This window comes from Vicinamibacterales bacterium (genome assembly GCA_036496585.1).
GTDB lineage: Bacteria > Acidobacteriota > Vicinamibacteria > Vicinamibacterales > 2-12-FULL-66-21 > JAICSD01.
Genome location: DASXLB010000072.1, coordinates 43072 through 62449 on the forward strand (window position 1 = coordinate 43072; position 19378 = coordinate 62449).

The following is a 19378-nucleotide window of genomic DNA, read 5'->3' on the forward strand; positions in this document are numbered from 1 at the left end:
GGTGACGTCTACAGCCGCGCGAGATCCTGCTCGAGGCGGCCGATGATCGCCGAGACGGCATTCGCCTGCGCCTCGGTGACCGTCACGCCAAGATTGGCGATCAGCGCGCCCTGACGCGCGTTGCGCGCGCCGACGATGCAACCGGTGACTCCGGGCGTGCCGAGGAGGACGCCGATGCAGAGCTGCGGACAGCTCAGCCCTCCCGCGATGGCGATCTCGGTGATCTCGCGGATCGCGTCGAGATGCCGCGCGAATCGAGGCCCGGCATAGTCTTTGTGCGAGCCGCGCGTGTCGCCGGGGGGAAAGGTCTTGTCCTTCGACCACGTGCCGAATAGCAGGCCGCGGAAGAGCGGCGAGTAGGCAACGACGCCGACGTCGTGGCCGTTGCACCACGGCAGGACGGTGTCCTTCACCGCCGGCCGCAGGATGCTGTAAGGCGACTGCAGCGAGTGCAGCGGCACTCCGGTCGCAGTCCACGCCTCCAGTTGCGCGACGGAGTAGTTCGACACCCCGATCGCGCGGATCTTGCCGGCCTCGAGCAGCTCCTCGCACGCCCGCGCCGTCTCTGCGATGGGATCCTCGGAGGGCCAGTGCTGCTGGAAGAGGTCGACGTGATCGACGCCGAGCCGCTTCAGGCTCGCGTCGCACTCGGCGATGACTTCGGCGCGGCTGGCGGCCCGACGGTTCACCGCAGTATCGGACCCGACGCCAAACTTCGTGAAGATGAATGGCCGGCGCGACGCAGGGAGGGCTCGTACGGCGCGGCCGACGATGAGTTCCGAGTGACCGCCGCCGTAGATCGGCGCGGTATCGATCCAGTTGACGCCGTTGTCCACCGCGGCGTGGATAGCGGCCGTACTCTCGGCGTCGTCCTGGCTGCCCCACATCCAGCCGCCGATCGCCCAGCTGCCGAGGCCAACCGTCGAGATATCGAGTCCGGACGCGCCCAACTTCCGTTGCTGCATCGGACGATTATATCGACGGCTGCCAGCGGCGATCGAACGCCTGGCGCTGGTCAGTCCTTCCAGACGACGCCGCGGGCGGCCAGGACGTCGCGCAGGCCGTAGATGTCGAGCCCGAGCTCGCCGGCCTTCAGCCGCGCGCGGGTCAGTTCTTCCTTGGCGAGCCGCGCATTCGCCGCGGCGACGACGGCTGGCGCCGTGTCACGCGGCACGATCACGACACCGTCGGCGTCGGCGATCACGACGTCGCCGGGATGCACCATCGCGCCGGCGCAGGTGATCGGAATGTTGACGCTGCCGGCGATCAGCTTGCCCGTGCCCTGGGCGGAGATGGCCTTCGACCAGACAGGGAAGCCGAGCGCTGTGATGTCGGTCGTGTCGCGGACGCCAGCATCGATGACGAGACCGGCCACTCCGAGCGTGCGGCACGACTCGGCGAGCAGGTCGCCGAACATTCCGTGAGTCGACTCGCCGTCGGCCGCGACGACGAGCACGTCCCCCTTGTGGACGACGGCGAGCGCGGCGTGCAGCATGAGATTGTCACCCGCCCCGCACAGAACCGTGACCGCGCTGCCGGCGACGCGGGCGCCCGTGAAGAGGGGGCGGATGCAGGGCGCGAGGAGACCGGCCTTGTTCTGCGCCTCGTGAACCGTGGCGACGCCGCAGGCGCCCAACTTAGCGATGTCGGCCGGATCGGCGCGCGAAATCGTGCGGACGATGGCCGGCGTCATGCGAGATCACCCGTGACCTGCGGGAACAAGCGCTGAAACGCCTCGGCGTGGACGATTCCCTTCCGGCCGGAATTGCGGACGGCCTGCGTGCCGCGGCGTCGGCTGAGATCCGAGTAGTAGTCGACGAGGTGCTGCTGCGCGGCCATCGACTCCATCGCCGCCCGCTTGGTGTCCCATACCGCTGTCACGTCGAGAAGGACGTCGGGGCGGAAGCCGCACTGCTCGGGCTGGTGCGGCTCGAACATGAAGACCGGCGGGGCGCCGAGCGCGGGTCCCTCCAGCGGATAACCTTCGGCCTGCGCAAAGACACGGGCGTTGAGCGACAGCTGATGCGCCATCGGGTGGTCCGGGTTGTAGGGATCGGCAGCCGAGTGGGTGAGCACCAGAGCCGGGCGGCAGGTGCGGTATTCCAGCACCAGCTGCTCGATGAGCGCGTCGGTGGCACGAAGCGGATAGTCGCCGGCATCGAAGAAGCGGACGTCGGCGCCGAGCAGCCCGGCGGCCCGCTGCGATTCGGCGCGCCGGAGATCCTTGACGCGCTCGACCGTCATGCCGGGCTCTCGCCAGGCCCCCTGGCTCTCGCCGCGCTCGCCGAAGGAGAGGCAGAGGATGCGCACCCGCCATCCGCGCGAGGCGTAGAGCGCGATGGCGCCGCCGGCGCGCCAGACGAAGTCGGCGGCGTGGGCGCTGAACACGAGAACAGTGTCGGCCATGGCGCGGATGATACAGGCGAATTGCACGCCCGTTCAATTGGGTTGTATGATGCGCGCCTATGTACGGAGAGGGGAAGGGCGGCGGTGGACGGTAGCGTCACCGCCGCGGTCCGCAGCTGGCACGCCTTGCTCGGCGAGTATCCGGGCACGCGCGCGCTGCGCGACGGCCGCGTCGAGTCGGCGCTGCTCCGCCTCGAATTCGCCGACGTCGCCGTACCCAACAAAGCGTTCAAGCGCGTCGTCCGCGACCTCGAGTTCGACGTCGCGGAGCTGGCGCTGATGACCTTTCTGATGGCGCGTGCCCGCGGCGTGCCGCTCCGCCTCCTGCCGATTGCGCTCTTCAGCCGCAATCCCCTGCGCTACCTGGTCTGCCGCGCGGACGGGGGGAGGCTGCATCCGCGCGGCCTGGCCGGCCGTAGCATCGCCGCCCGCTCCTACACCACGACCACGGCGGTCTGGGCCCGGGCGCTGCTGGTCGATCAATTTGATATCGACCTCGATCAGCTCCGATGGCTGACCTGCGAAGAAGGGCACGTCGCCGGCCTCTCGGACCCGCCGAACGTGCAGTGCGACCCCGGTCACGCAGACCTGGTCGGGATGCTGCTCGACGGCGTGGTGGATGCCGCGATCGTCGATCCGGTGCCCGACGATCGGCGGCTCACGACGGTGGTTCCGAACCCGGACGCGCCGTGGCGGGCCTGGCAGGCCAGGACGGGGGCGCGGACGATCAATCACGTGGTCGTCGTGCGGGAATCGCTGGCCGGAAGCACGACGCACATGCGCGAGCTGTTCCGGCTGTTCCAGGACAGCCAGGCGCTCGCCGGCCCGGCGGCAAACGGCGCGATCTCCGGATTCGACGGGATGGCGCGCAGCCTCGAGGTGGCGGCCGCGACGGCTGCCGCGCAGCACCTGCTTCCGCACCCGCTGAGCATCGACGATGTGATGACCGGCACGCTGGCCTCGTTGACGTGAGTTCCGAGTTGTCGATGAGCCCATTCCCGGTATTCGGCGACGTCGCCCACCTCGGCCACGTCGAGCTGTTCACGCCGACCCCCGACGCGAGCCTCGCGTTCTTCACGGCTATCGTCGGGTTGCACGAGACGGCCCGGCTCGGCGACTCGGTCTACCTCCGCGCATGGGGCGACTACGAGCGGCACACGCTCAAGCTGACCGCGCAGGCCACGTCGGGGTTGGGTCATCTCGGGCTGCGCGTGCGCGACGGCGCGACATTGCAGCGGTTCGTCGGACGTCTGGACGCGGCCGGGTGCGCCGGCCGGTGGGTCGAAGACGCGCTGCACGGACCAGCCTACCGGTGCGAGACCCCGGATGGACACGCCGTCGAGCTCTACTTCGAGACGCAGCGCTTCGTCGCGACGCCCGACGTGGCGACCGAGTTCAAGAACCAGCCGCAGCGCTACGTGCCCCACGGCATCGCGCCGCGGCGGCTCGATCATCTCAACCTGCTCGCCAGCGACGTCGCACCGACGCGCCGCTTCTTCCAGGAGCTGCTCGGCATGCGCCTCACCGAGCAGATCGTCTTCGACGACGGCGTCGAGATGGGCGCCTGGACGGCGGCGACCAACAAGTCCTACGACCTCGCGATCACGAAAGATCGCAGCGGCGCCCGCGCGCGGCTGCATCACCTGACCTACATGATGGACAGCCGCGAAGACGTGCTGCGGGCGGCCGACGTGCTGCGCGACGCGGGCGTGCCGATCGAAACCGGACCGCACAAGCACACCATCGGCCAGACCTTCTTCCTGTACTGCTACGAACCCGGAGGAAACCGCTTCGAGATCGGTGCCGGCGGCTATCTGATTCTCGCTCCCGACTGGCAGCCGGTCGTCTGGACGCAGGCGGAGCGGGCGAAGGGGCAGGCGTGGGGCCTGCAGACGGTCAGCACGTTTCACACCCACGGCACGCCTCCGGTGCCCGACCCGTCGTCACACTGAAATGCCATCGTTCGTCCACGAACAGGTCACTGGTCAGTCGTAGAGACACTCATGATCCACCACAGTCGACAGGCATTCGTACTCGGCGTGGCGCTGCTCGCGGCGCCGGCATTGGCGGTCATGCCGCAGCGGAGTTCCGCCAACCCAGCGGCCGCGGGCACCGCTCGCATCGTGGCCGAGGCGCAGGCTGTGCTGTCGTCGCTCGACGCTGCCGAACGGGCCAAGGTGCAGTTCCGGTGGGACGACACAGAACAGCGCCGGCGCTGGTCGAACTTCCCGAGCCCGATGTTCGAACGGCAGGGGCTGCGGCTCGGCGACACGACTGACGCGCAGCGGGCCGCGATCATGAAGCTGCTGCAGGCGGCATTGAGCGCGAACGGCTACCGCAAGGTCACCGAGATCATGCGCGGCGACGAGGTGCTCAAGAGCACGGACGGTGGCCGCGGACCGCGCGGCGGCGGGCCTCCCCAAGGCGGTCCGCCTCCGGGCGGTGGTCCGCCTCCGGGAGGACCGGGACGTGGCCGCGGCCCGGGCGGCGGCCTGACTTTCGGTCAGGACCAGTACTGGCTCGCCTTCCTTGGGACGCCGTCGACGACGACTCCGTGGATGCTGCAGTTCGGCGGGCATCATCTGGCGATCAATCTGACGATTGGCGGCGCCGACGCGAGCATGACCCCGAGCCTGCCCGCGGCGCAGCCGGCCAGCTACACCTTCGAAGGCAGGGAAGTCCGGCCGCTCGGCCAGGAGAACGACAAGGCGTTCGCGCTGATCAACGCGCTCGACGACGCCCAGCGCAAGCAGGCGATCCTGACTTACCGCGTCGCCGACCTCGTGCTCGGGCCGACCCAGGACGGCAAGACGATCCAGCCGGAGGGGATCAAGGCGGCCGCGCTCACGCCGAAGCAGCAGGACATGCTGCTCGACCTGGTGAAGGAATGGGCCGGCATTGTCACCGACGCCTACGGCGAGCCGCGGATGGCGGAGCTGCGCGCCAATCTTCTCCAGACGTACTTTACGTGGAGCGGTCCGACGACGAACGGATCGGCGGCCTATTTCCGGATCCAGGGGCCGACGCTGGTCATCGAGTACGCGCCGCAGGGCAGCGTCGATCACATTCACACGATCTACCGCGATCCGACCAACGACTATGGTGCCAGGTTCGCGAAATAGGCGCGCGGCGTGTGCGGCGTGTCTGGCGGCCGCGATGGTGTCGACCGTCTCGGCGCATCGCCGCGACGAGTACCTGCAGGCCGCACGACTGGCGATCGATCCGGGGCGCGTCGAAGTCGAGCTCGATCTGACGCCGGGGATCGCACTGGCCGACAGGATCATCTCCGAGATCGATCGCGATCGCGACGGCGTGGTGTCGGACGGCGAAGCGCGCGCCTACGCGGAGGTCCTCGAGCGCCAGACGGCGCTCGAACTCGACGGCCGTCCGTTGGCGCGGCAGCTTCTCGAAGATCGGCCGGCCGGCGAAGAGGCGATGACACAAGGAGAGGGAACGCTGCGGTTGCGTTGGACGGCGGCGCTGCCGACCCTGGCGGCGGGCACCCACCGACTGCGCTTCATCAACGCACACCACACCGACATCGGCGTCTATCTGGCAAACGTGATGGTGCCGTCGAGCAGCCGCGTGGCCATCACGGGACAGGATCGCGACATCGACCAGCGGCACTTCACCGTCGAGTACGAAGTGCGCGGCGGAGGTGGCGCCAGGCCCGCCATCCTGGCGGCCGCGATCGGCGGCGTACTGGCGGCGGCGGCGCTCGCCGCGCCGCTCGTCCGCCGCCGGCGTGTCAGGGCGCCGTCCCTCCAGCCAGGAGCGCCTGTTTCCCGTAGCTGACGCATTTGGCGATCTCGGCGTCCCATGTCGAACCGGGCGGCACCAGGTACTCGAACTCGATGCCGACGGGGATCGCCCACCGGTGCTTCTTCAACGTCTGCAGCACGTCCCTGATCGGTGTGTCGCCGTCGCCCCACGGCATGTTCTCGGATCGATCGTGGCAAAGCTTTTTGCGATCCTTCAAGTGCATGCTGTAGATGCGCGAGTGCAGTTTTTCGATGAGCGGCACCGGGCTCTGGCCGGTGCCAGCCACGTAGTGGCCGATGTCGAGCTGCAGGCCATTGCGGGGCGACGCCGCCAGCACGTCGTCCCACGCCGTCATCGAGGCGGTGGTGTGCAGGTGATAACCAATGTTGACGCCATGCTTCTCGCCGGCCTGGCCGATGCGCCGGGCCAGCCCCGCGTCGTGCGGATGCTCCATCGTGATCTGCGACGCGCCGAGCGCCTTGGCGGCATTGAAGGCATAGTCGTAGTCGGAATCGGCCATGTCGCTGGTGAGCGTGATGCGATAGGCGTAGACGTGCACGCCGGCGGCGTCGAACGTCCCGCGAACGTCGACGAACTTGTCCATCGCGACGGTTGCGCGCCACTTCGCAAGGGCGTCCGCCTGCGCGCGCGCCGCGGCCTGCTGCTCGGGACTCTGCCCGCGTCCGCCCCCTCCGGGCGCCGCGGGCGCGCCGGTGGGCACCCCTCCCTCGCAGGGAATCGCCATCGGCGCCGGCGCGAGCGGCGGTGCGGCGTTGGCCGCGGCAGGGGTCGCGGGTGCTCCACCACGACCGCCCGCCGCCTGCGGCGCGCCGACATGGCGCTCGACCACGGCGGCGGTCACTTCGGCATAGCTGACGCCGAACTTGACGAGCGCGGCGAGCGCGCCCTCGAGATCCGAGGCATCCGGTCCGAAGCGATACGGCGCGAATATGCCGAACGGCACGCCGCCCCAGAGTGAGTCTGGTTTTCCTGAGGACTGATTCGCCCACACATCCTTGACCCTGCCGGCCATCGCGGCGGCGGGAAAGGCCGCCAGCGCCAGCCTGGCGAAATCTCGGCGCGAGTATCGGAATCCGGCGGTATGCAGGTCAGTCATGGAAAACCTCCCGGTGGCGGAATGATACACGCTCGTCCGGTACCTTTGAACGGCCGTACAAACGCCGCCCTGCGGGTATGCTCAGCCGGGTGAAGAGCGCCACCGCACGCCGTCGCGCCCGCGTGATCGCGCCGGCCGATCCCTCGGCTGACACGCGAGAGAAGCTGCTGCGCGCCGCGGAACGGCTGTTTGCGCAGCACGGCTATACGAACGTGTCGGTCCGCGCGATCGCCGCCGCGGCCGGCGTGAACTGGTCGCTCGTCGGCTATTACTTCCGAGGCAAGGAGGGACTGCTCTCCGAGGTCTACCGCCGGCATTGCAGCACCTTGAACTCCGAGCGGCTGCGGTTGCTCGGATTGGCGGCGCGCGGCCGAGGGCGGTTGGAGCAGATCATCGAGGCGTTCGTGCGACCGGCGCTGGCGGAGATTCAGACCGGCGGCCGCGCCGCCGGGTTCAGTCGACTACGCGCGATTCTCGCCGCCGAGGATTCAGCGCTGCTGACGCAACTCGTCGCCGAGAACTTCGACGTTTCGAGCCGTACGTTCGTCGCCGCGCTGCGCCGGTGCCTGCCGGGCGTACCGGCCGACGAAGTCCTGTGGCGCTTTCACTTCATGCTGGGGACGATCTACTACTCGGTCTCGAGCCCGCAGCGTATCAAGACGTTCTCGAAGGGGCGGTGCGATCCCGGCAACCTGGAAGACACTCTGCAGCATCTGGTGCCGTTTCTCGCTGCGGCATTCCGGGCCAAGGGAGTAACGATCAGGAGGCGGTGAGGTTCATGACCCTGCGGCCGCAGCCGCGATCGCTCGCACATCTGGTAAGCGCTCGATGCCGCGACACATCTCGATCAGGCGCCGTGCCTGCCCATCCGGCAGCACGCCTTCGCACAAATCGATCACTTTAGCGTCGAGCGCGGCGTCGGACAGGGGCTGTTCGACGCTGCCGACCGCGTGCTCGATGAACCGCTCGAGCCGCCGCCCGTCCCGAAGCGTGATCACCGCGCGCGCTTGCGCTTCGCCGACGGCCGGATCGACCGTGGCGACGATGCGATCCTGAAGCGCGACGACGGACGGCTCACGGACCCACGCGTCGGTGAACTGTTTTACGCCTGCCGCCCCGCTCGCCAGCGCGACGGCCGCCGCGAAATACACGCTGAACTTGCCCTCGAGCCCGGTCTGGGGGGCGTGCTTGCCAGTCAGCTCGAGCACGAGTGGGTGCACCGCCAAATCCACGTGTGCGATCTGCTCGGGCGTGAGTCGATATTCCAGGCGGAGCTGCAGGCACGCGTCGATGGATGGGTGCAGGACGATGCCGCAGGCAAACGGCTTGTAGGTGTTGAGCCGGATCTCGTAGTGCTCGCCGAGGCCATCGGTGATCTGTCCGTAGTCGCACGTCGTGCTCAGAACGTGCGCCCAGCCAGTCGGCCCTTCGATCGGCGTATTGCTGCTCGTGAAGTTCTGCCGCGCCAGGAGGGCGGCCGTCAGCCCGTTCTGGGCCGCGCGCCCAGGATGGAAGCTCTTGGTCATCGTGCCGAACATTTCGCGCAGGCCGACCGGCTGGGTCGCGGCGAGCCCCAGCGCCCAGCGCATCTGCTGCTCGGAAAGGCGCAGCAGGCGTCCGGCCGCGGCGGCGGCGCCGAAGGCGCCAACCGTGCCGGTGATGTGCCAGCCGCGATCGTAGTGGGCGGGGTAGACGGCGTTGCCGATGCGGCACTCGACCTCGACGCCGAGCACCAGCGCGTGCAGGAAGTCGCGGCCTGACACCGGCTGACTTTCGGCCAGCGCGAGCAGCGCCGGCGCCACCGGGCCCGCCGGATGGATGACCGTCTTCAGGTGCGTGTCGTCGAAATCGAGTACGTGCGAGCTGATGCCGTTGATGAGCGATGCCTGCAGGACGTCCATCCGCTCGCGGCGGCCGAGCAGCGTCGCCAGCCTCGGCCCTGAAAAGGGATCGAGCGTGCGGACGGCGATGTCGACAGTCTCGTGGGTCGATCCGCCGACCGCACAACCGGCCCAGTTGAGCAGCGTGCGGCAGGCCTCGGAACGGATGGCTGACGGCACGTCCTCAGGCCGCGCCTGCACGACGTAGGCGGCGAGCCGCGTGGTGACGTCGGTGTTTGGCGGCGATCCGGCCTGGGCTGGTTCGCCGCCAGCTGCCGCGTCCGGGCGATGCAGCAGGCCGAGCAGCCCAAGGGCGCCGGTGCCGACGAAGCCGCGGCGATCGAAGTCGGCCATTACCCGTCGCGATCGCGCGACACCACGGAGCGCGGTGTCATACCGCCGCTGCGAGACACCGGAAGACCTCTCGGTAGAACGCCGGATGCTGCACCCAGGTGGGCGCCGAGACTACGCGCCCGTCGCGGACTGCGTCCTGCCGCACGTAGGTGGCGCCGACCGTCTCGACGTCCTTGCGGACGTGCTCGTAGCAGGTCACCGTCTTGCCGCGAATGACGCCCGCCGAGGCGAGCAGTTGCAGCCCGTGACAGATCGCGAAGAGCCACTTCTCCGCGCGGTCGAAGTCGCGGATGATCTGCAGGACGCGCTCGTCGTTGCGCAGGTATTCCGGCGCCCGGCCGCCGATGCAGAGGACTGCGGCATAATCGTCGACCTTCACCTGATCGAAGGTCAGGTCGGATTCCATCGCGTAGCCAGGCATTTCACGGTACGTGTCCCAGCCCGGCTCGAAGTCGTGCATGACCAGGTTCAGGCGTTTCTTCGACGGCGCGGCGACCCGCGTTTCGTATCCGGCTTCTTGAAAGCGATGCACGGCGAACCACGTTTCGTAGCTCTCTCCGCCGTCGCCGACGATGACGAGGATTTTCTCTGCCACAGCTAGCTCCTTAGGGGCGCAAAGCAAAAAGGATATAGCATTTTGTGGAGCATGCGGATCACGAGCGGTGGACGGCTGGCCGCGGCGATGCTGGCGGCGGTGGTCATGGCGGGATGCGCCGCGGCCATCGGGTCGGCGGGGAAGCTGCTGACCAGGAACGAACGGTTCATGGTGCTGCGCCGCGCGCAGGTCTGGACGCCGACGACCGTCGGCTCGATGGACGTGACTCGCGGACCCGACGGGGGATTCCCGCCCGGCGCCGACGTGGACTGCGACTACCACGAAGTGACGTACGCCGGACGATCGCCGAAATTCGGCTGCCAGCTCTCCGAGCACGACGTGGTCAAGGTGCGGTACGGGGCCGACAACGGCGAGATCTACGCGGGAGTGGCGGCGACGCGCCTCTTGTGGGCGCTCGGGTTCGGCGCCGACGCGCTCTACCCGGTGCACGTGGTCTGCCGCAACTGTCCGGCGCTGCCGGGGGCTGGTGAATCCGTCGACGGCCGGCGGCGATTCGATGTCGCGGCGATCGAGCGACCCTTCTCCGGTCACAAGATTGAAGTCGGAGATTCGGACAGCGGCTGGGCGTGGCCCGAACTGCTGGAGGTGGACAGCGCGGCCGGCGGAGCGCCGCGGGCGCAGCGCGACGCGCTTCGCCTGCTCGCCGTGCTCCTCCAGCACACCGACAACAAAGGGGAGCAGCAGCGCCTGCTGTGCCGCAGCCCTGGACATTCCCACGACGAACTCGCCAACTGCTCCGACCCGTTTCTGATGGTTCACGACCTCGGGCTGACCTTCGGCCGCGCCAACTGGCTGAACCGCCAGAGCGTCGGCAGCGTCAATCTGGCAATGTGGTCGCACACCCCCGTCTGGAAGGACCAGGCGGCGTGCGTTGGCAACCTGTCCGAGTCGCACACCGGCACGCTGCACGATCCGGTCATCACCGAAGAGGGACGGGCGTTTCTCGCCAGCCTGCTCGCGCAACTGAGCGACCGCCAGCTCCACGACCTGTTCAGCGTGGCGATGTTCGATCGCAAACCGCACGGGAGCGGGCCAATCGACGCCTGGGTCGAGGCGTTCCGTCAGAAGCGGACTGCGATTGCGAGCGCTCGCTGCCCGTCATAAGAGAACGGACATGGGCCGAGACCCGGTCGAGCCGATGCCCTGACGGCCCACGCCGGTGCGCTCAGGCCGCCTCGTCCACGCACCGGACGTCGGCTTCGTCTTCACATCCATGGGGACAACGGCAATTGGCGCAGATGGGGTCGCCGCAAGGCGAGCAGAGCCTTTCTGTGTCGATGCGGCAGACGGCGCATTCGGCGTAATCGTCCGTGGCGGGATCGGGAAGAAGCATCATGCGACGCACTGTCGCATGCGCGGATGACAGAGCAGGTCAGGTGCTCGTCGGGGGATCGTGTAATTCCTTTCCGCGGCTGAGTTGTGATTCCGGTCGAGTCGGCGGTGAGCCCGACCGCAGAACATTCGCAAATCCGCTGATCGCGAGGGCAGCGGTCTTGCCGTTCTGCCATTCGTCCTATGAAGGCCCTCTCATTCATCCTGTGTCTGGTTGTCTTACCCGTGAGCGCGGTTGCCGCCCGCGCCCAGTCGCTCCCATCCGGCTGGAGCAGCGCTGACATCGGCGCCGTCGGGGCGCCGGGAAGCGCGAGTGGGAGCGGCGGCACGTTCACCGCCGCGGGCGCCGGGGCCGACATCTGGAACCAGTCGGATGCCTTCAGGTTCGTGTACACGAGCTTGAACGGAGACGGCACCATCGTGGCGAGGGTTGCGAACGAGCAGTCGGTGGCGAGCTGGACCAAGGCGGGGGTCATGGTGCGCGCGTCCCTGGATCCCGGCTCTCAGCACGGGTTGATGCTCGTCAGTCCAGGCAAGGGGCTGGCCTTCCAGCGCCGCGTCGAGACGAACGGCGAGTCCACGAGTACGCCGGGTGGGTCCGGAACCGCACCCTGGTTCGTGAAGCTCAGTCGTACCGGCACCACGGTCGCGGCATCGATGTCGCCGGACGGCGCGAACTGGACGCTCGTCGGCACCGACACGATCGCGATGACACCGACGATCCTGGTCGGCCTGGCGGTGAGCAGCCACGTGGCCGGCACACCCGCCACCGCCACGTTCACGTCGGTCGCGGTCCAGCCAGCCGGGTCGTCGCCGACCACAGAGACACTCGTTTTCTTCCGGCACGGCGAGAAGCCGGCCTCAGGCAACGGCCAATTGACCTGCCAGGGTCTGAACCGGGCGCTGGCGCTCCCGGCGGTCCTCGCCAATCAGTTCGGCGCCGCGCAGTATCTGTTCGCCCCGAACCCGGAGACGATGATCCCCGACGCGGCTGGCTCCTTCTACTACGTGCGGCCGATCGCGACGATCGAGCCGACCGCCATCCGTCTGGGCCTTCCCCTGAACACGAGGTACAGCTACACCGATACCTCCGGGCTACAGGCCGAGCTGACGAGCGGCGCGTACGCGTCCTCTACGGTGTTCATCGCATGGGAACACCAGTATCTGCAGGCGATCGTACAAAGCCTCATCAACACCTATGGCGGCGGCGTCAGCGTCCCGGCCTGGGTGACGGGAGACTACGACAGTCTGTACGTCGTCCGGATCACGCGCGCCAACGGCATCGCCACCGCCCAGTTCACTCATGACTACGAAGGCTTGAACGGCGTGTCGACGGCCTGCCAGTAGCGTCGACGAACGTGTGAGCAAGGTGTTCCAGAGCCCCGTCGCGGTCCGAGCGCACAGGAAGGACGAACCGGCATGATCACGGTTGCGCTCTCGCACCTGCTGGGCCGGGGCGTTCGGCTGGAGACGGCGGAGGCGCTGGCGATCGCGCAGCTCGTCGCCTCGAGCGGGGGCGGGTCTGCGATCGACGCCCTCGTGCTGGGCAGCGACGGCGGCGTGCGCTGCACCGGGCAACGTGCTGTCGCGACGTTGACATCGGTGGCGGGCCTGCTCGACGCGCTGCTCCCGGCCGAGGGGGTGCCGGGCGCGGTGCGCTACGCAGTGGCGCGCGCGCTGGGAGCCGCGGTCGCGCCGCCGTTCGCCACGCTCGAGGAATTCTCCCGCACGCTGTGCCGCTTCGAATCCGGCGAGCGGGGAGTGGTGATCGCGAAACTGGTGGCGCGCGGCGCGCGCTCCGCCACCGCCACCGCCGTCGTGTCGAGCGCAGAGCCGGCCGGCGACGTGATTCTCGACCGGGTGCCGCTGCCGATCGAGACGACTCCACGCATGCGGGCGTGGCACGTGGTGGTGGCGCTGACGCTCTCGACGGTCGCCGGTTTCGCCGGCGCCACCGCATGTCATCAGAAGGTGCGAAGCGTCGCGCATGACGTGCCGAGAATCTCCGTCATCGATGCGAGGCCGATTCGCGACGCGATGCCCCAGCAGCCGGTGCCGACCGACGCGCCGCTGCCGGGCATCCTGGATGTGGTCGACGGCGGCCTGGCGGAGCGGGAAATCAGCACGCTCGGCCGTGCGTTTCCGCCGGCCTCTCGTACGCAACGACGCTGACGGCAAGCGGGATCGATCCTGGGCTTTACACTTCGGGCGGACCCGTCGCTCGCAGGGTTGTCAGTTCCCTTCCAGCAGCGCGGCAGCTATCTGGTCCCACTCCGCCTCCAGGGCGCCGGACGCCACGCTGCGGTTCGCCCGGCGATACCAGTAAGCGGCGTTGCCGAGGTCTCCCTCCTTGCGGTGCAGATAGGCATGCACCCAGGCGCCCTCCTCGTCATCGACATCCTGTGCGACCGAGTGCGCCGCATTCCAGTCGCCGCGCGCGCCGCGCCAGAGGGCGACCAGCACCGGCCGAAGGGCAGTGGGAGGGGCCGGGGAGGTGAGGGTCGCCTTCAGCTCATCGAGCGTCACTTCGCACCCGCCAGATCGCCGTAGCTGCGGACGCGCCCGCTGTCGACGCCGCGCAGCAGATCGTCCACCGATGCCACCTGCGACACGCTGTTGTCCCCGGGCCGCGTGGGTGTGACGGGCGCGCGCGCGAAGAACGAGCGGATCACCACGGCATTGCCGGCGTGCGGGACGCGCTTGAGATTCGCGACGAACTGGCCGAACGTTCCCTCCCGAAAGAGGTAGAACTCGACGTTCGAGACGTAGAAGGCGGACAGCTTCTCGCCGCGCGCCGAGATCGCCTTACCGATGTTGGCGATCGCCGACGGGCCGGCCAGATCGCCCACCACCGGAATCACCAGATCGCGACCTTCGAGATCGCGCAGGAACCGATAGCCCTCCTCTGCGGCCAGGAAGTGCGCCGGCTGACCGGCGGCGTCGCGGTCGACCAGCATGTCGCCGTAGGTCGGGTAACCCCACTGCGGCGGCCGGCCGGTGGACTGGAAGCGCAACGCCAGGCCGGCGTCGATGAAGCGCTGGTGGAAGCCCGCGATGGTCTTCATGTCGTCGGCCGACAGCGGCACGCCGAAGGCGCGTACGACCTTGTCGAGTCGCGCGTGCAGGGCCGCCGCGTCGGCGCGCGGCGCGCCGGGAACGTATTCGGCAAGACGGTCGACGCTCGCCGTGTTCCAGGATCGCGGATCGCGAGGCGGCACGCGTCCGAACAGCAGCGAGAGGTACTCGACGCGCGTCGGCGACTCGTGGAACAGCGCCTTGAACAGCAGGTGAAGCAGCACGTTGTCGCGCCGGATGTCGACGATGTAGGCGACATCCGGCCGGACTTCGACGATGTAGCTGAAGTTCTGGTCGGGACCGACACCGATGTAGGCGCCGCCGCGGACGTTGCGCCGCCTCAACTCGGGAATCACCTGGAGGTACGACCCCTCGTTCGAGATCAGGTTGTCGGTATCGAAGGAGCCACCCTTCTCCGAGAGCGATCCGACAGCTGCGGCAAACGTCGGCGACGTCGACGTCTGGCGTGCCGCAGCCGCCGGCACGAGAAGGACGGTGAGGGCGAACGCGAGTCGAAGCCGGGTCATGGGCTGCGATGAGCATACACGGCCCGCGAGAGTTTGCGGAGGCTCCCGCGCCTCAGCGAACGCTGAACCTGCCCGCCATCGGCACGTGGTATGAGCACTTGTAGTCGAACTCGCCGGACTTCCTCGCGACGTACTTCCAGCTGCCGCCCGGCGGAATCAGCTTCGAGTCGAAGAGCCCGCTCTTCGACGTCACCGTGTGCGCGACGACGTCGGTGTTGGTCCAGACGATCGTGTCGCCGGCGCGGGCGACCGCATCGGCGGGCAAGAACTTCATGCCCTCGATCGTCACGCGAACGGTGGCCGGCTTGCGCGACGGCTCGGCCGGAACTGGCGCGCGAAGCGGTGCCGCCGCCTCGATCGATCCGCAGAGGAGGAGGAGGAGGAAGGCGGCGGCAACCGCCCGCGCGCGGCCGCGCATTACTTCAGCGACGCCTGCAGATGCTGCGCATGTTCGAGATGCGCGGCAATCGCCGGGCGGACCTTGACGAGCAGCGCCTTGAGGTCGGCGTTGCTGGCATTGGGAATCAGCGTCTTGTCGATGGTGTCGAGCACCGCCTGGTGATACGCCACCTCATGGTCGACGTAGGCCTTGTCGAAGGCGGCGCCCTTCAGCGTCTTGATCGTCGCGAGGTTCTTGTCGCCGCCGTCCTTCAGCGACTTGCTGGTGTCGTTGTCCTGCGGCGTCACGTGCAGGCGTGTCACCAGTTCGGTCGCCTGCTTGTTCACACCGGTGTGGTCGGTCACCATGAGCTTGGCGAACTGTTTGACGTCGGCATTGCTCGCCTTCGACTCGGCCAGTTTCCCCGCGTCGATATCCACCTGGTTGGCGGTGACGACGATCGAAGCGATCTGGGCGTCGTTGGGCGCCTGCGCGAACGCGGGCGCCGTGAAGGTGAGCACTGCGGTTGCAAAGAGAGCGGTTGTTTTCATACCCGTTTGATGCACGGGCCCTCCGGCGCGTTCCCGGCTAGAGGCGAGCCAGCACGGCCGCGACGATGCGGTCGCAGCGGGTGCCGTCGAAGCCGAACACGTTGCCGCGCGCGCTGTCGACGTCGCGGTCGAGGGCTTCGCGCAGCAGGGCGCGGGCGCGGAACAGACGCGTGCGCACCGTCGCTTCGGGAATGCCGAGCGCAGCGGCGGTTTCACGCGCGGTCATCTCCTCGACCTCGCGCATGACGAACACGGTGCGGAAGTTCTCGGGCAGCTCGTCGATGCGTTGCTCGAGCACCTTCCGGACCTCGCCTCGCAGCGCGGCGTCCGACGGCGATTCGGTCTGGACATCGGGCACGTCAATCTCCGGCGAGGCGGCGTCAGCCTGACTGAACGAGATCACGTTACGGTCGCGCGACCGGCTGCGCACGCGCATCAGCGCCTGATTGATGACGATCCGCGTCAGCCACGTGGAGAGCTCGGCGTCGCCGCGGAAGTCCCCCAGTTTGCGGTAGGCCTGGACGTAGGCGTCCTGCAGCGCGTCCTCCGCGTCGGCGTCGTCGCGCAGGATTGAACGGGCCACACGGAAGAGCCGCTGGTTGTGCTGGCGCATCAGCCGCTCGAACTCGGCGGCGGATGCGGCGGAGGATCCGAGGTTGCTGGACATGCGCCAATGATTGGATGCCGGCCGCGCCCTCGGCGTTCCCGTCTGGTATCAGGTTGATATACTGGCACGCGGAGATGTTCACGCCAACCACATCGCTCGAATCACTGCTTCAACTGACCTCGGCGCCGGTCGCGATCACCTTCAGCGACGAGCCCCCGGCGGGGATCCCGCGCGCCGGCGCGGCCGAGGCCGCCGGCTGCGGCTACTGGCGGCGCGCCGCCGAGGGTGACGTGTTCTATACCGTGGCCGACGACCACAAGCGGTGTCCGGTCGGCGCGCACACGCACAATGTCCCTCTGTCACCCGCAGAGCAGCAGGAGCTCATGGGCCTGGTCCAGACGATGGTCGGCCTCTCTTACATCCGGATGGAGGAGGTGTCCGCCATCCCGACGCGAAAAACGCCGTTGCGCGTGGCGACGTATGCGCCGCTTGGCAAAGCGCCCGTCCCGCCAGACGTCGTTCTGGTCCGCGGCAACGCACGGCAGCTGATGCTGCTGGCCGAGGCCGCGCAGCTCGCCGGCATCGCCGGCACCGGCGCCACGATGGGGCGGCCGACATGCGCCGTGGTGCCGGAGGCGATCAACCGCTCGGCGACGGCGGCCAGTTTCGGGTGCGTCGGCAACCGTGTGTATACGAACGCGGGAGACCACGACGCCTACTTTGCGATGCCCGGCGGCCAGCTGAGCGCGCTCGAAGCCGCGCTCGCGACGATCGTGCACGCAAACGAGGAATTGGCGAAGTTCCATCGGGCGCGGGCCGGGCAGGGCGCGATCAGCGGATGAACGTCCCCTCGCGCAGCTCGCGGAAGGCCTGCTGGAGCTCGGCGTCGCTGTTCATGACGATCGGTCCGTACCAGGCGACCGGCTCTTCGATCGGCCGTCCCGAGACGAGCAGGAACCGGATGCCCTCGTCGCCGGCCTGGACGACGATCTCGTCGCCGCGGTCGAAGAGCACGAGCGAGCGATTGCCGGCGGCGCTGTATTCGACGCGGTCGCTGCCGTCGGCGGCCTCGGTGAGGACCGCGCGAGGGTCGGAGGCGTTGCGGAACCGGCCGCTCCCCGCGAAGACGTATGCGAAGGCCTGGCGCGCCCGATCCACGGCGATGCGCTTTTCGCGTCCGGCCGGCACGGTGATGTCGACATAGATCGGATCGGCCGCCGTTCCCTCGACGACGCCGCGACGCCCCCAGAACTCGCCGGTGATGATTCGCGCGTGCGTGCCGTCGTCGTCGGTTGTCTCCGGGATGTCGGCTGCCTGGATGTCCTGATAGCGCGGCTCGGTCATCTTCAGCGACGAGGGCAAATTCGCCCAGAGCTGGAATCCGTGCATCCTGCCCTGGGTGTCGCCGCGCGGCATCTCCTGGTGGAGGATGCCGCGGCCGGCCGTCATCCATTGGACGTCGCCGGCGCCGAGCGTGCCCCGGTTACCGAGACTGTCGCCGTGCGCGACCGTTCCCGCGAGCACGTAAGTAATCGTCTCGATGCCGCGATGCGGGTGCCAGGGAAAGCCGGCCAGATAGTCGGCCGGGGTGTCGTTGCGGAAGTCGTCGAGCAACAAGAACGGATCGAACTCGGCCGTGTCGCCGAATCCGAAGGCGCGGCGCAGTTTCACACCGGCACCCTCGACAGCGGGGGAGGCCTGGACGATGCGTTTCACGGGTCTGACTGACATAATATATGTAACTATATATTAGTAAGTCACGCGCTGTCAACCGGCCTCCCGCTCCCGCGACTACTTGCCGATCTGCACCGCGATGGTTCCGCTAATCCCGTTCAGATCGTGAAAGTCCGATGACGTCCAGCGATAGCCGATACCGCCGACCAGACGGACGTCGTGTCCAAAGCGGGCGACCACCTGCGCCTCCGGCACGCCGACGAAGAAGCCCTCATACGCGGATGGATAACCATAGTAGGGAGAGTAGTAGCCGCCGTGGCGGGGATCCACGTATCCGCAGTTGTTGCCGCAGCCGGCCGAGTACCCGTAGTAGCCGATGTTCGCGGTGCCCCAGCCGGCCAGTCCGTGAAGCGTCAGGCCGACCGGACTGTTGTGAAAGAGCCGCCACTCGCTGACCAGTCCCCCATACGCCATCTGCTCGGAGTAGTGGTCGTCGAGCTGGAAGTAGGCGCCGCCGCCGATCATGACCTGGCCGGCGAAGACGACCCCGCCGTAGAAGCCGGCGAAGCCGGTCGTCCGATGATTCATTTCGGTGATCTTGAAGTCGGGCGCGAACACGAATCCATCGCCGGTCGGCGTCCGCGACACCTGGACGATCGACCCGGGAGCGGCAGGTAGCGGCGCCGGCGGCGGTCCTTGGGGCTGCCCCTGCGGCTCGCCAAACGCATTTGGCGCCGCCGGACCATTCGGCAGGATGACGTTCAGCGGCGTCGACTCGCCGCGGTGAACCGTAATGCTGGCGTTGTAGGAGCGGTAGCCCGGCGCGCGCACCTGGACCGTGTGTGGTCCAGGGGTGAGCTGAATGACGAGCGGCGCGTTGGCATCGGGCGAAACCCAGCGCTCGCCGTCGATGTAGATCTCTCCGCTTGACGGACGGACCGTGATCGACAGGCTTCCAAAATCCCCGGTGCTTTGCGCCTGCGCGGTCGAAGCGGCAGCGGCCAGGGTGATGGCAACAATCAAGGCTTTGAAGACGGACACACGCATGAGAGGACTCCTGAGTTGTCGGTTGTCTCTGCAGATGGGGTGCCAGCCCGA

At 68.2% G+C, this 19378-nt stretch carries 22 protein-coding genes; 9 read left to right on the forward strand and 13 right to left on the reverse strand.

Translation table 11 applies throughout. From position 1 onward, the window contains the following. Window positions 1–8: 8 nt before the first annotated feature. Genes VGI12_20595 through VGI12_20605 form a run of 3 tightly spaced genes read right to left on the reverse strand, consistent with a single transcriptional unit; the run spans window position 9 to window position 2406 of the window. On the reverse strand, window positions 9–965 hold the full coding sequence (locus VGI12_20595) for an aldo/keto reductase (protein ID HEY2435081.1): 957 nt from the start codon (window positions 963–965) through the stop codon (window positions 9–11). 50 nt (window positions 966–1015) lie between these two features. Next, window positions 1016–1693, reverse strand: coding sequence for a 4-carboxy-4-hydroxy-2-oxoadipate aldolase/oxaloacetate decarboxylase (locus tag VGI12_20600; protein ID HEY2435082.1), 678 nt, complete (start codon window positions 1691–1693; stop codon window positions 1016–1018). Beyond that, window positions 1690–2406 (reverse strand): PIG-L deacetylase family protein, encoded by a 717-nt coding sequence (locus VGI12_20605; GenBank protein HEY2435083.1) that lies wholly within the window; start codon window positions 2404–2406, stop codon window positions 1690–1692. The genes VGI12_20600 and VGI12_20605 overlap by 4 nt, the downstream gene beginning before the upstream one ends. Window positions 2407–2490: 84 nt before the next feature. On the opposite strand from VGI12_20605, the gene VGI12_20610 reads away from it, so the two are divergent. From VGI12_20610 to VGI12_20625, 4 genes are read left to right on the forward strand one after another with little or no spacing between them, the layout of a single operon-like run. Further along, window positions 2491–3378, forward strand: a complete 888-nt coding sequence (locus tag VGI12_20610) for a hypothetical protein (protein ID HEY2435084.1) — start codon at window positions 2491–2493, stop codon at window positions 3376–3378. 14 nt (window positions 3379–3392) lie between these two features. Continuing rightward, window positions 3393–4358, forward strand: coding sequence for a catechol 2,3-dioxygenase (locus VGI12_20615; protein HEY2435085.1), 966 nt, complete (start codon window positions 3393–3395; stop codon window positions 4356–4358). Window positions 4359–4409: 51 nt separating this feature from the next. Then, window positions 4410–5528 carry a DUF3500 domain-containing protein gene (locus VGI12_20620; GenBank protein HEY2435086.1) on the forward strand — a complete coding sequence of 373 codons (1119 nt, stop codon included), beginning with the start codon at window positions 4410–4412 and terminating at the stop codon, window positions 5526–5528. A 34-nt stretch (window positions 5529–5562) separates the two neighbouring features. Then, complete coding sequence (locus VGI12_20625) at window positions 5563–6201, forward strand: hypothetical protein (protein HEY2435087.1); 639 nt, start codon at window positions 5563–5565, stop codon at window positions 6199–6201. Here VGI12_20625 and VGI12_20630 read toward each other — a convergent pair. Then, on the reverse strand, window positions 6155–7285 hold the full coding sequence (locus VGI12_20630) for a TIM barrel protein (protein ID HEY2435088.1): 1131 nt from the start codon (window positions 7283–7285) through the stop codon (window positions 6155–6157). The genes VGI12_20625 and VGI12_20630 overlap by 47 nt on opposite strands. An 89-nt stretch (window positions 7286–7374) precedes the next feature. Here VGI12_20630 and VGI12_20635 point away from each other — a divergent pair, with 89 nt between their 5' ends. After that, window positions 7375–8058 (forward strand): TetR family transcriptional regulator, encoded by a 684-nt coding sequence (locus VGI12_20635; GenBank protein HEY2435089.1) that lies wholly within the window; start codon window positions 7375–7377, stop codon window positions 8056–8058. Between the two features lie 3 nt (window positions 8059–8061). On the opposite strand, the gene VGI12_20640 is transcribed toward VGI12_20635, so the two are convergent. Next, window positions 8062–9519: an MmgE/PrpD family protein gene (locus VGI12_20640; GenBank protein ID HEY2435090.1), complete on the reverse strand. Its 1458-nt coding sequence runs from the start codon at window positions 9517–9519 to the stop codon at window positions 8062–8064. A 37-nt stretch (window positions 9520–9556) separates the two neighbouring features. After that, on the reverse strand, window positions 9557–10114 hold the full coding sequence (locus VGI12_20645) for a DJ-1/PfpI family protein (protein HEY2435091.1): 558 nt from the start codon (window positions 10112–10114) through the stop codon (window positions 9557–9559). A 51-nt stretch (window positions 10115–10165) separates the two neighbouring features. Here VGI12_20645 and VGI12_20650 point away from each other — a divergent pair, with 51 nt between their 5' ends. The 3 genes from VGI12_20650 to VGI12_20660 all read left to right on the forward strand — a co-directional run bounded on the left by VGI12_20650 (window position 10166) and on the right by VGI12_20660 (window position 13639). Next, window positions 10166–11239, forward strand: coding sequence for a hypothetical protein (locus tag VGI12_20650; protein ID HEY2435092.1), 1074 nt, complete (start codon window positions 10166–10168; stop codon window positions 11237–11239). 411 nt (window positions 11240–11650) lie between these two features. Continuing rightward, window positions 11651–12814 carry a hypothetical protein gene (locus tag VGI12_20655; GenBank protein HEY2435093.1) on the forward strand — a complete coding sequence of 388 codons (1164 nt, stop codon included), beginning with the start codon at window positions 11651–11653 and terminating at the stop codon, window positions 12812–12814. Between the two features lie 72 nt (window positions 12815–12886). Beyond that, window positions 12887–13639 carry a hypothetical protein gene (locus VGI12_20660; protein HEY2435094.1) on the forward strand — a complete coding sequence of 251 codons (753 nt, stop codon included), beginning with the start codon at window positions 12887–12889 and terminating at the stop codon, window positions 13637–13639. 60 nt (window positions 13640–13699) lie between these two features. On the opposite strand, the gene VGI12_20665 is transcribed toward VGI12_20660, so the two are convergent. Genes VGI12_20665 through VGI12_20685 form a run of 5 tightly spaced genes read right to left on the reverse strand, consistent with a single transcriptional unit; the run spans window position 13700 to window position 16666 of the window. After that, window positions 13700–13993, reverse strand: coding sequence for a hypothetical protein (locus VGI12_20665; protein ID HEY2435095.1), 294 nt, complete (start codon window positions 13991–13993; stop codon window positions 13700–13702). Further along, window positions 13990–15069 carry a hypothetical protein gene (locus VGI12_20670; GenBank protein HEY2435096.1) on the reverse strand — a complete coding sequence of 360 codons (1080 nt, stop codon included), beginning with the start codon at window positions 15067–15069 and terminating at the stop codon, window positions 13990–13992. The genes VGI12_20665 and VGI12_20670 overlap by 4 nt, the downstream gene beginning before the upstream one ends. A gap of 52 nt (window positions 15070–15121) precedes the next feature. Beyond that, a complete protein-coding gene (locus VGI12_20675; GenBank protein ID HEY2435097.1) occupies window positions 15122–15487 on the reverse strand; it encodes a cupredoxin family copper-binding protein in 366 nt (121 codons plus the stop codon). Then, on the reverse strand, window positions 15487–15999 hold the full coding sequence (locus VGI12_20680) for a DUF4142 domain-containing protein (protein HEY2435098.1): 513 nt from the start codon (window positions 15997–15999) through the stop codon (window positions 15487–15489). Before VGI12_20680 ends, VGI12_20675 begins: the two co-directional genes overlap by 1 nt. 37 nt (window positions 16000–16036) lie before the next feature. Then, window positions 16037–16666 carry an RNA polymerase sigma factor gene (locus tag VGI12_20685; protein HEY2435099.1) on the reverse strand — a complete coding sequence of 210 codons (630 nt, stop codon included), beginning with the start codon at window positions 16664–16666 and terminating at the stop codon, window positions 16037–16039. A 74-nt stretch (window positions 16667–16740) separates the two neighbouring features. On the opposite strand from VGI12_20685, the gene VGI12_20690 reads away from it, so the two are divergent. Next, on the forward strand, window positions 16741–17448 hold the full coding sequence (locus VGI12_20690) for a DUF169 domain-containing protein (protein HEY2435100.1): 708 nt from the start codon (window positions 16741–16743) through the stop codon (window positions 17446–17448). Here VGI12_20690 and VGI12_20695 read toward each other — a convergent pair. Then, window positions 17438–18337, reverse strand: coding sequence for a pirin family protein (locus VGI12_20695; protein ID HEY2435101.1), 900 nt, complete (start codon window positions 18335–18337; stop codon window positions 17438–17440). The two genes, VGI12_20690 and VGI12_20695, sit on opposite strands and share 11 nt — an antisense overlap. Before the next feature lie 60 nt (window positions 18338–18397). Beyond that, window positions 18398–19327: a PEGA domain-containing protein gene (locus VGI12_20700; protein HEY2435102.1), complete on the reverse strand. Its 930-nt coding sequence runs from the start codon at window positions 19325–19327 to the stop codon at window positions 18398–18400. Between the last annotated feature and the right edge of the window lie 51 nt (window positions 19328–19378).

Bases quoted from the DNA above. Each gene is read 5' to 3' on its own strand.
- VGI12_20605 (HEY2435083.1), bottom strand. From the start codon at position 2,406: ATGGCCGACACTGTTCTCGTGTTCAGCGCCCACGCCGCCGACTTCGTC.
- VGI12_20675 (HEY2435097.1), bottom strand. From the start codon at position 15,487: ATGCGCGGCCGCGCGCGGGCGGTTGCCGCCGCCTTCCTCCTCCTCCTC.
- VGI12_20620 (HEY2435086.1), top strand. From the start codon at position 4,410: ATGATCCACCACAGTCGACAGGCATTCGTACTCGGCGTGGCGCTGCTC.
- VGI12_20680 (HEY2435098.1), bottom strand. From the start codon at position 15,999: ATGAAAACAACCGCTCTCTTTGCAACCGCAGTGCTCACCTTCACGGCG.
- VGI12_20700 (HEY2435102.1), bottom strand. From the start codon at position 19,327: ATGCGTGTGTCCGTCTTCAAAGCCTTGATTGTTGCCATCACCCTGGCC.
- VGI12_20655 (HEY2435093.1), top strand. From the start codon at position 11,651: ATGAAGGCCCTCTCATTCATCCTGTGTCTGGTTGTCTTACCCGTGAGC.
- VGI12_20640 (HEY2435090.1), bottom strand. From the start codon at position 9,519: ATGGCCGACTTCGATCGCCGCGGCTTCGTCGGCACCGGCGCCCTTGGG.
- VGI12_20650 (HEY2435092.1), top strand. From the start codon at position 10,166: ATGCGGATCACGAGCGGTGGACGGCTGGCCGCGGCGATGCTGGCGGCG.
- VGI12_20690 (HEY2435100.1), top strand. From the start codon at position 16,741: ATGTTCACGCCAACCACATCGCTCGAATCACTGCTTCAACTGACCTCG.
- VGI12_20615 (HEY2435085.1), top strand. From the start codon at position 3,393: ATGAGCCCATTCCCGGTATTCGGCGACGTCGCCCACCTCGGCCACGTC.
- VGI12_20660 (HEY2435094.1), top strand. From the start codon at position 12,887: ATGATCACGGTTGCGCTCTCGCACCTGCTGGGCCGGGGCGTTCGGCTG.
- VGI12_20670 (HEY2435096.1), bottom strand. From the start codon at position 15,069: ATGACCCGGCTTCGACTCGCGTTCGCCCTCACCGTCCTTCTCGTGCCG.
- VGI12_20695 (HEY2435101.1), bottom strand. From the start codon at position 18,337: ATGTCAGTCAGACCCGTGAAACGCATCGTCCAGGCCTCCCCCGCTGTC.
- VGI12_20625 (HEY2435087.1), top strand. From the start codon at position 5,563: ATGGTGTCGACCGTCTCGGCGCATCGCCGCGACGAGTACCTGCAGGCC.
- VGI12_20630 (HEY2435088.1), bottom strand. From the start codon at position 7,285: ATGACTGACCTGCATACCGCCGGATTCCGATACTCGCGCCGAGATTTC.
- VGI12_20685 (HEY2435099.1), bottom strand. From the start codon at position 16,666: ATGTCCAGCAACCTCGGATCCTCCGCCGCATCCGCCGCCGAGTTCGAG.
- VGI12_20600 (HEY2435082.1), bottom strand. From the start codon at position 1,693: ATGACGCCGGCCATCGTCCGCACGATTTCGCGCGCCGATCCGGCCGAC.
- VGI12_20595 (HEY2435081.1), bottom strand. From the start codon at position 965: ATGCAGCAACGGAAGTTGGGCGCGTCCGGACTCGATATCTCGACGGTT.